The following is an 8,190-nucleotide window of genomic DNA, read 5'->3' as shown; positions in this document are numbered from 1 at the left end:
ATGATCTTGCCGTTGCCGCGCACCGGGCCGTCCAGGCGCTGCAGGTTGCAGTTGATGACAAACACCAGGTTGTCGAGTTTTTCGCGGGCCGCCAGGCCGATCGCGCCCAGGCTCTCCACCTCGTCCATTTCGCCGTCGCCGCAGAACACCCAGACCTTGCGGTTTTCGGTGTTGGCAATGCCACGGGCGTGCAGGTATTTAAGAAAGCGTGCCTGGTAGATGGCCATCAGCGGGCCGAGACCCATCGAGACCGTGGGGAATTGCCAGAACTCGGGCATCAGCTTGGGGTGCGGGTAGCTCGACAAACCCTTGCCGGCGGTTTCCTGGCGGAAATGCAGCAACTGCTCTTCGGTCAGACGACCTTCCATATAGGCGCGGGCATAGACACCGGGGGCCACATGGCCCTGGATATAGAGGCAGTCGCCGCCATGGTTTTCCGATTCGGCATGCCAGAAGTGGTTGAAGCCGGCGCCAAACATGTGGGCCAGCGAAGCGAATGAGCCAATGTGGCCACCCAGGTCGCCACCGTCTTCAGGGTGATGGCGATTCGCCTTGACCACCATCGCCATGGCGTTCCAGCGCATGTAGGCACGCAGGCGTTCTTCAATTTCGATGTTGCCGGGGCAGCGCTCTTCCTGGTCGGTCTCGATGGTGTTGACATAACCGGTGTTGGCCGAGAACGGCATGTCGATGCTGCTTTGGCGGGCATGCTCCAGAAGCTGTTCAAGCAGGTAATGGGCCCGCTCGGGGCCCTCACTCTCAATGACGGCGCTCAAAGCGTCCATCCATTCGCGGGTTTCCTGGCTATCGGCATCCGGCACGGAAATACCTACTCGGCTCTCGGGCATGACTGACATGTTTTGTCTCCTGTATTGTTCGGCCCATCAATGGTAGTGGAATTTGCCATTTTGGGAACTGTTTAAATTTTAGCGGGATTTTTCAAAAATTTCAAATCGTGTACATTGTTTTTGTAATGCGAAATAAATAGAAACAACGACACACCTACACTTGCCCGATGTTTCCGTCAAAACTATTTCTGCCCAACGCACTGCAAGCAAGCCCTTTGCCGCGTCTGAAAACCTGGTGGTCACGTCTGACACCCCAGCGCCAGGATCGTTTTGCCATGCTGGCGCCGCTGGCGGCGGTGGTCCTTTTTCTGGTCGCCATCCTGTCCGCCTTTGCCTACCTGCGACTCGAAGAAATCTCGCGCGAGCGCGAGGCCATCAGCCGCGACGTGGAATACACGCAACAGCGTCTGCGCTTGCGTTTGCTCGAACAACAGGAGCAGTTGGGGCGCTTTGCCCGTGAAGTGGCCAGCCGTGAAATCAGCCACAAGGACTTCATGAGCCGGGCCGAGGCCCTGGTCAACCTTTATCCCGAATTGCATGGACTGACCTGGAATGACGAGCGGCGCCGGGTCCGGGTGGACTACCACTCGGCCAATCTGCCAGCACCAGCACCCAAGACAGGTGAAACTGTTGATGGCAGCAAGCAAGCCTCCGACAGCTTTGCGCTGGCGCGCGAGTTGCTGATGCCCATTTATTCCAAACCGCAAGCCAGACCTGGCCTGGACAGCACACTGGAACTGCACTTGCCGCTGATAGAGAAAGCCAAATTCAAGGGTACCCTGATGGCGCTTTATTCGGTGGATGCCATGTTCCGCTACGGCATACCAAACGAAATCAACGCCAAATACGCCGTTTCGCTGCAAGATGAGCAAGGCAAGTTATTGGCCGGCACCATCATGTCCGAGGGCAAGCTCCAACGCAAATTGTTGCCCTGGGCCAGTCCCATCAATACCTATGACATGCCGGTTTCCCCCATTGGCAACGGCTTGATCATCCAGGGCCAGGCCTACCGGACATCACTCGGCGTGATTGGCAGTGGCCTGTTCTGGCTGGTGATGGTGCTCAGCGCCATCACAGCCTGGCTGCTGCTGGCCAACTGGAGCCACACCCGCAGGCGCATCCGGGCACAAGACGCGCTGGTCCAGGAGACCGCCTTTCGCCGTGCCATGGAAAACTCCATTCTTACCGGCATGCGCGCCATGGATCTGCAGGGACGCATCACCTACGTCAACGCCGCTTTCTGCCAGATGACGGGCTGGAGCGAAGCTGAACTGGTGGGCCAAACCGCGCCATTTCCGTACTGGCCGACGGGCGATTTTGATATGCTGAAGCAACGGCTGAATGAGGAACTTGCAGGCGAGGTTTCACCCAGCGGCATCCAGTTTCGCGTCCAACGCAAAAATGGCGATCTCTTTGATGCCCGGCTCTACGTGTCGCCCCTGATCAATGCCTTTGGCCAACAAACCGGCTGGATGACCTCCATGACCGACATCACTGAACCGACCCGGGTGCGGGAACAGTTGGCAGCCTCACACGAACGATTCACCACGGTGCTGGAAGCGCTGGACGCCTCCATTTCGGTTGCCCCCCTGGGCAGCAACGAGATCCTGTTTGCCAACAAACTCTATCGCCAATGGTTCGGCTCCCAGGCCGGGGGACACATTCAACTGGTGGCCGAAGCCGGTGTGCCCCCCCCTTTGGCCAGTGATGAAACCCTTGACACGGTGGATGCCTATGCCGGTTTACCGACCGATCAACTGGCTGATAAAGATGCCGAAAGCACCGAGATTTACCTCGGCAGCCTGGGGCTCTGGCTCGAAGTGCGCACCCGTTACCTGAGTTGGGTCGATGGTCGGTTGGCGCAAATGGTGATTGCCACCGACATCACCGCCCGGCGCAATGCCGAAGAACAAGCCCAGGTGCAAGCCGAGCGCGCGCAGAACGCCAGCCGCTTGATCACCATGGGCGAAATGGCCTCCAGCGTAGCCCATGAACTCAACCAGCCGCTGACGGCCATCAACAACTATTGCAATGGCATGGTGTCGCGCATCAAGAGCAAACAGATCAATGAAGACGAGTTGCTGGGTGCCCTTGAAAAGACGGCCAAACAGGCACACCGGGCCGGTCAAATCATCCATCGCATCCGCTCCTTTGTGAAACGAAGCGAACCCAACCGCACCATTTCCAACGTGGAGGCCATGGTCGCGGAGGCCGTGGAGCTGGCAGAAATTGAGTTGCGCCGGCGCAATGTCAAACTCAATCAATACCTGGTACCCAAGCTGCCCAGCTTGCTGGTGGACCCGATTTTGATTGAACAAGTGCTGCTCAATTTGCTGAAAAACGCCGCCGAATCGGTGGATGCAGCACAACGACCAACAGAGCAACGCATTGTCAAACTCAGGGTCGTGCCGTCGTATGTCAATGACAAACCGGTGGTCGAGTTCATGGTGATCGACTCAGGCGCAGGCATCGCGCCTGACGCGATGGAGCGCCTGTACGAAGCGTTTTATTCGACCAAGGCCGATGGCATGGGCATTGGCCTGTCTTTGTGCCGCTCCATTGTCGAGTCGCATCTGGGCAGAATGAAAGCCGAGAACCTCTACAATGGGGAAGTCGTAACAGGTTGTTGCTTCACCTTCTGGATTCCGATAGCCGAGCCCCAGCCGACAGCGCCCACAAAGCGTACCGTTTAACCCACATTGCTGATATCACCATGAGTTTGATTCCAAAAAAAGGCACGGTTTACGTCATTGATGATGATGAAGCGGTGCGCGATTCCCTGCAATGGCTGCTCGAGGGCAAAGACTACCGCGTACGCTGCTTTGACTCCGCAGAATCATTTCTGAACCGTTTTGACGCGCGCGAGGTGGCTTGCCTGATTGTTGACATCCGCATGGGCGGCATGACCGGCCTGGAGCTGCAAAACCGGCTGCTGGAAAGCAATTCGCCGTTGCCACTGGCGTTCATTACCGGCCACGGCGACGTGCCCATGGCCGTTGACTCCATGAAAAAAGGGGCCATGGACTTTATCCAGAAGCCTTTTAACGAAGAGCAGCTGGTGCCTCTGGTGGAGCGCATGCTGGAGCAGGCCAAGGAATCCTTTTCCGAATTTCAAAACGCACTCAATCGTGATGCCCTGATGGCTCGCCTGACCCTGCGCGAATCGCAGGTGCTGGAGCGCATCGTGGCGGGCCGGCTGAACAAACAGATTGCCGACGACCTCGGCATCAGCATCAAAACGGTGGAGGCGCACCGCGCCAACATCATGGAAAAACTCAGCGCCAACACGGTGGCCGATCTGCTCAAAATTGCACTGGGGCCCAATGCCGTCAAGGCCTGACCACCGGATTACCCTGGCCCAACCCGACACGCCCGCCCCATCCGGACCAGCGGGCTTTTTTTATGGATGAAACCGACATGACCACCCCCCCCCACAGCGCCCTCATCATTGACGGTGTCGCCCTTTCCAAAAAACTCCGCACCGACGTCACGGCCCGGGTCCAGGCCCTCAAGGCGCGCGGCATCACGCCCGGCCTGGCGGTGATTCTGGTGGGTGACAACCCGGCCAGCCAGGTCTATGTGCGCAACAAGGTCAAGGGCTGCGAAGACTGCGGCTTTCATTCGGTACTGGAAAAATACGATGCCAGCCTGTCTGAATCCGAACTGCTGGCGCGCATTGCGACACTGAACGCCGACCCCGCCATTCACGGCATCCTGGTGCAATTGCCGGTGCCCAAACACATCGACGCCAGCAAGGTGATCGAGGCCATTTCGCCGCTCAAGGACGTTGACGGCTTTCACGTGGCCAGCGCCGGCGCCCTGCTGACCGGCATGCCCGGCTTCTGGCCCTGCACGCCTTATGGCTGCATGAAGATGTTGGAGTCCATCAACTATGACCTCAAGGGCAAACACGCGGTGGTGATTGGCCGCTCCAACATCGTGGGCAAGCCGATGGCCCTGATGCTGCTGCAAAAAAACGCCACCGTCACCATTTGCCACAGCGCCACGCCCGACCTCAAAGCCTTCACGCTGCAGGCCGATGTGATCGTGGCAGCCGTCGGCAAACGCAATGTGCTCACCCAAGACATGGTCAAGCCCGGCGCCGTGGTGCTGGACGTGGGCATGAACCGCAATGAGGCCGGCAAGCTCTGCGGCGACGTTGACTTTGAAGGCGTGCGCCAGGTCGCCGGCGCCATTACCCCGGTGCCCGGCGGGGTTGGCCCCATGACCATTACCATGCTGCTGGTCAACACACTTGAATCCGCTGAACGCGCGGCAAACCAATAACCCAATATGCACAATCCCCTGCTGTCTTTTGACGGGCTTCCGCACTTTGACCAGATTGGCCCGGAACACGTTGCGCCGGCCATTGAGCAATTGCTGGCAGACGCCAACGCTGCCCTCGGAACCGTTACCGCGCCAGACTTTGCGCCCAGCTGGTCCGGCATTGCCGTGGTACTGGATGTCGCCACCGAGCGCCTGTCACGCGCCTGGGGCAGTGTCAGCCACCTCAACAGCGTGGCCGACACGCCCGAGTTGCGCGCCGCCTACAACGCGGCCCTGCCCAAGGTCACCGAGTTCTACACACGCCTGGGCGCCGACGAGAAGCTTTACGCCAAGTACCGCGCCATCGACCCGGCAAGCCTCAACAGCGAACAACAGCAGGCGCTCAAGAACGCGCTGCGCAACTTCGTGCTGGGCGGTGCCGACCTGCAGGGCGCTGACCGTGAACGTTTTGCGGCAATAGCCGAACGCCAGGCTTACCTGGGCCAGAAGTTCAGCGAAAACGCGCTCGACGCGACCGATGCCTTTGCCTACTATGCCGAGGCCAACGAGCTTGATGGCCTGCCCGAAGACGTCAAACAGACCGCCCGCAATGCGGCCCAGGCCGACGGCAAGGACGGCTTCAAGCTCACCCTGAAAATGCCGTGTTATCTGCCGGTGATGCAGTTTGCCAGCAGCAGCGCGCTGCGCCAGACGCTGTACCGCGCCTACGTCACCCGCGCCTCGGATCAGGCCGGCGCCGACCTCAGCCAGTTTGACAACACCGACATCATCAGTGAGCTGCTGGCACTGCGCCTGGAAGAAGCCAAACTGTTGGGCTATCCCGATTTCGGCACGTTGTCGGTGGTGCCCAAAATGGCCGACTCGCCGCAGCAGGTGGTGACATTTTTGCGCGACCTGGCACGGCGCGCCCGGCCCTTTGCCGAGCAGGACCTGGCCGACCTGCGCAGCTTTGCCCGCGAGCAGCTGAACCTGCCCGAGCCGCAGGCCTGGGACTGGCCTTTCATCAGCGAAAAGCTCAAGGAAGCGCGTTACGCCTTCAACGAACAGGAAGTCAAACAGTACTTTCCGCTACCCCGTGTGCTGGCCGGCCTGTTCAACATTGTGCAAACCCTGTTTGAAGTGAGCATTCGCGAGGACCACGCGCCGGTGTGGCACGAGTCGGTGCGCTTTTTCCGCATCGAGCGCACGACAGCGCAAGGCGCAACCGAGCTGGTGGGCCAGTTTTACCTGGACCCGCAGGCGCGCAACGGCAAGCGCGGTGGCGCCTGGATGGACGACGTGCGCGCGCGCTGGCTGCGCCCCGACACGCGGCAGCTGCAAACACCGGTGGCGCACCTGGTGTGCAACTTCGCCAGTGGCGTCAACGGCAAACCCGCCTTGTTGACGCATGACGACGTCACCACCCTGTTCCACGAATTTGGCCACGGCCTGCACCACATGCTGACGCAGGTCAACGAACGTGACGTGTCGGGCATCAGCGGTGTCGAATGGGACGCGGTGGAGCTGCCCAGCCAGTTCATGGAGAACTTCTGCTGGGAGTGGGACGTGATCCGCAACATGACGGCCCATGTCGACACCGATGCGCCGCTGCCGCGTGCGCTGTTCGACAAGATGCTGGCCGCCAAAAACTTCCAGAGCGGCATGCAGACGTTGCGCCAGATCGAGTTTTCGCTGTTTGACATGCTGCTGCACACCTCGCACGACCCGGCGCACGACATCATGCCGCTGCTGCAGCAGGTGCGCCAGGAAGTGGCCGTGCTGCTGCCTCCCGCCTGGGCACGCACGGCGCATACCTTCAGCCACATCTTTGCCGGCGGTTATGCCGCCGGCTACTACAGCTACAAATGGGCCGAGGTGCTCAGCAGCGACGCCTATGCCGCCTTTGAAGAAACAGTTGGCGCAGACGGCCTGCCCAATGTGCAAACAGGGCAAAAATACCGCCAGGCCATTCTGGAAGCCGGCGGCAGCCGCCCGGCCATCGAGTCCTTCAAGGCATTTCGTGGCCGCGAGCCCACCCTGGATGCGCTGCTACGTCACCAGGGGATGACGCAAACCGCTTAAGGAGCGAACAAGATGCAAACACCTTTCCCTGCAGCGCACACTGCTGGCCTGAACGCATCCCCGCTGCCACGCTGGCTGTTGGCCTGGATCTGTGGCTGCATCGTGTCGGGGTCGGGTCAGCTGCAGGCGCAAACGATTTACCGCATCGTCGGACCAGACGGCCAGGTGACGTTTTCGGACATACCCGGCGTCTCGTCAGCAAACAAAGTGACCCCGGTTGACAAGGCTGCGGCAAGCGCCGCCCCGATTGGCGCCGCGCTGCCCTTCGAGTTGCGCCAGGTGGTTGGCAAATATCCGGTCACGCTTTACACCAGCAGCAATTGCGCACCGTGTGACAGCGGGCGCAGCCTGCTGACCTCAAGAGGCGTGCCCTTTTCAGAAAAAACCATCAATACGGCACAAGATGCAGCTGCCCTGCAAAAATTGAGTGGCAACAACGCAGTGCCATTGTTGACCGTTGGCGCGCAGCATGTGGCGGGGTTTTCAGCCCAGGAATGGACCGACTACCTGAGCGCGGCGGGTTACCCCGAGCGCAGCAGCTTGCCCGCCAACTACCGCCCGCCCCCGGCGGCACCCTTGATCACGACAGAAAAACCAAATGCCCCCAGCGCAACAGCCAGCGCCGCAGCACCTGCAGCCCCGCTGCCGCCGCCGGTCACCGACCGAAAAATCAGCCCCAGCAACCCGACGGGCATCCAGTTCTAACGGTCATGGCAGCAATGCCACCCTCGAAGCAAGAAAGAAGGCTGTCATTGCGAGTCGCGCAGCGACGTGGCAATCCATGAAGTCCGGCAGTCCTGGATTGCCGCGCTTCGCTCGCAATGACGATACCGGCCGCGCCTCGTTCAATGGGATGGACGCCCCCGTCTCTAACCGGCATCGATGTGCCAAAGTGTGGGGTGTGTCTAACAACCCACGTCAACGAGAAGGAGCGTCCACCATGAAGGTTACAACAATTGGGCTTGATCTGGCAAAAGATGTTTTCCAAATCTGT

General features: G+C 59.9%; 6 protein-coding genes and 1 pseudogene. 6 read left to right on the top strand and 1 reads right to left on the bottom strand.

All coding sequences use genetic code 11. The annotated features are described in order from the left end of the window. Window positions 1–857 (bottom strand): annotated as a pseudogene (gene aceE / locus NDI87_RS14780) (pyruvate dehydrogenase (acetyl-transferring), homodimeric type); the annotation flags it as partial. A gap of 158 nt (window positions 858–1,015) precedes the next feature. Here aceE and NDI87_RS14775 point away from each other — a divergent pair. From NDI87_RS14775 to NDI87_RS14750, 6 genes are all read left to right on the top strand, one after another. Beyond that, a complete protein-coding gene (locus NDI87_RS14775; RefSeq protein ID WP_296276201.1) occupies window positions 1,016–3,541 on the top strand; it encodes a PAS domain-containing sensor histidine kinase in 2,526 nt (841 codons plus the stop codon). Window positions 3,542–3,561: 20 nt separating this feature from the next. After that, the gene (locus NDI87_RS14770; RefSeq protein ID WP_296276200.1) at window positions 3,562–4,188 is read left to right on the top strand and encodes a response regulator; all 627 of its coding nucleotides are present in this window, start codon (window positions 3,562–3,564) and stop codon (window positions 4,186–4,188) included. A 77-nt stretch (window positions 4,189–4,265) separates the two neighbouring features. Further along, window positions 4,266–5,135, top strand: coding sequence for a bifunctional methylenetetrahydrofolate dehydrogenase/methenyltetrahydrofolate cyclohydrolase FolD (gene folD / locus NDI87_RS14765; RefSeq protein ID WP_296276198.1), 870 nt, complete (start codon window positions 4,266–4,268; stop codon window positions 5,133–5,135). Window positions 5,136–5,141: 6 nt separating this feature from the next. Beyond that, the gene (locus NDI87_RS14760; RefSeq protein WP_296276196.1) at window positions 5,142–7,196 is read left to right on the top strand and encodes a M3 family metallopeptidase; all 2,055 of its coding nucleotides are present in this window, start codon (window positions 5,142–5,144) and stop codon (window positions 7,194–7,196) included. A 12-nt stretch (window positions 7,197–7,208) separates the two neighbouring features. Further along, window positions 7,209–7,901 (top strand): glutaredoxin family protein, encoded by a 693-nt coding sequence (locus NDI87_RS14755; RefSeq protein ID WP_296276194.1) that lies wholly within the window; start codon window positions 7,209–7,211, stop codon window positions 7,899–7,901. Window positions 7,902–7,977: 76 nt separating this feature from the next. Then, a partial coding sequence (locus NDI87_RS14750; RefSeq protein ID WP_296276192.1) for a hypothetical protein occupies window positions 7,978–8,190 on the top strand: 213 nt, incomplete at its 3' end.

It is taken from the genome of Rhodoferax sp., assembly GCF_023701345.1.
In the GTDB taxonomy this organism is placed as follows: domain Bacteria; phylum Pseudomonadota; class Gammaproteobacteria; order Burkholderiales; family Burkholderiaceae_C; genus Rhodoferax.
The sequence above is the reverse complement of the archived record's forward strand: the minus strand, read 5'-3'. Positions and strand labels throughout refer to the sequence as shown.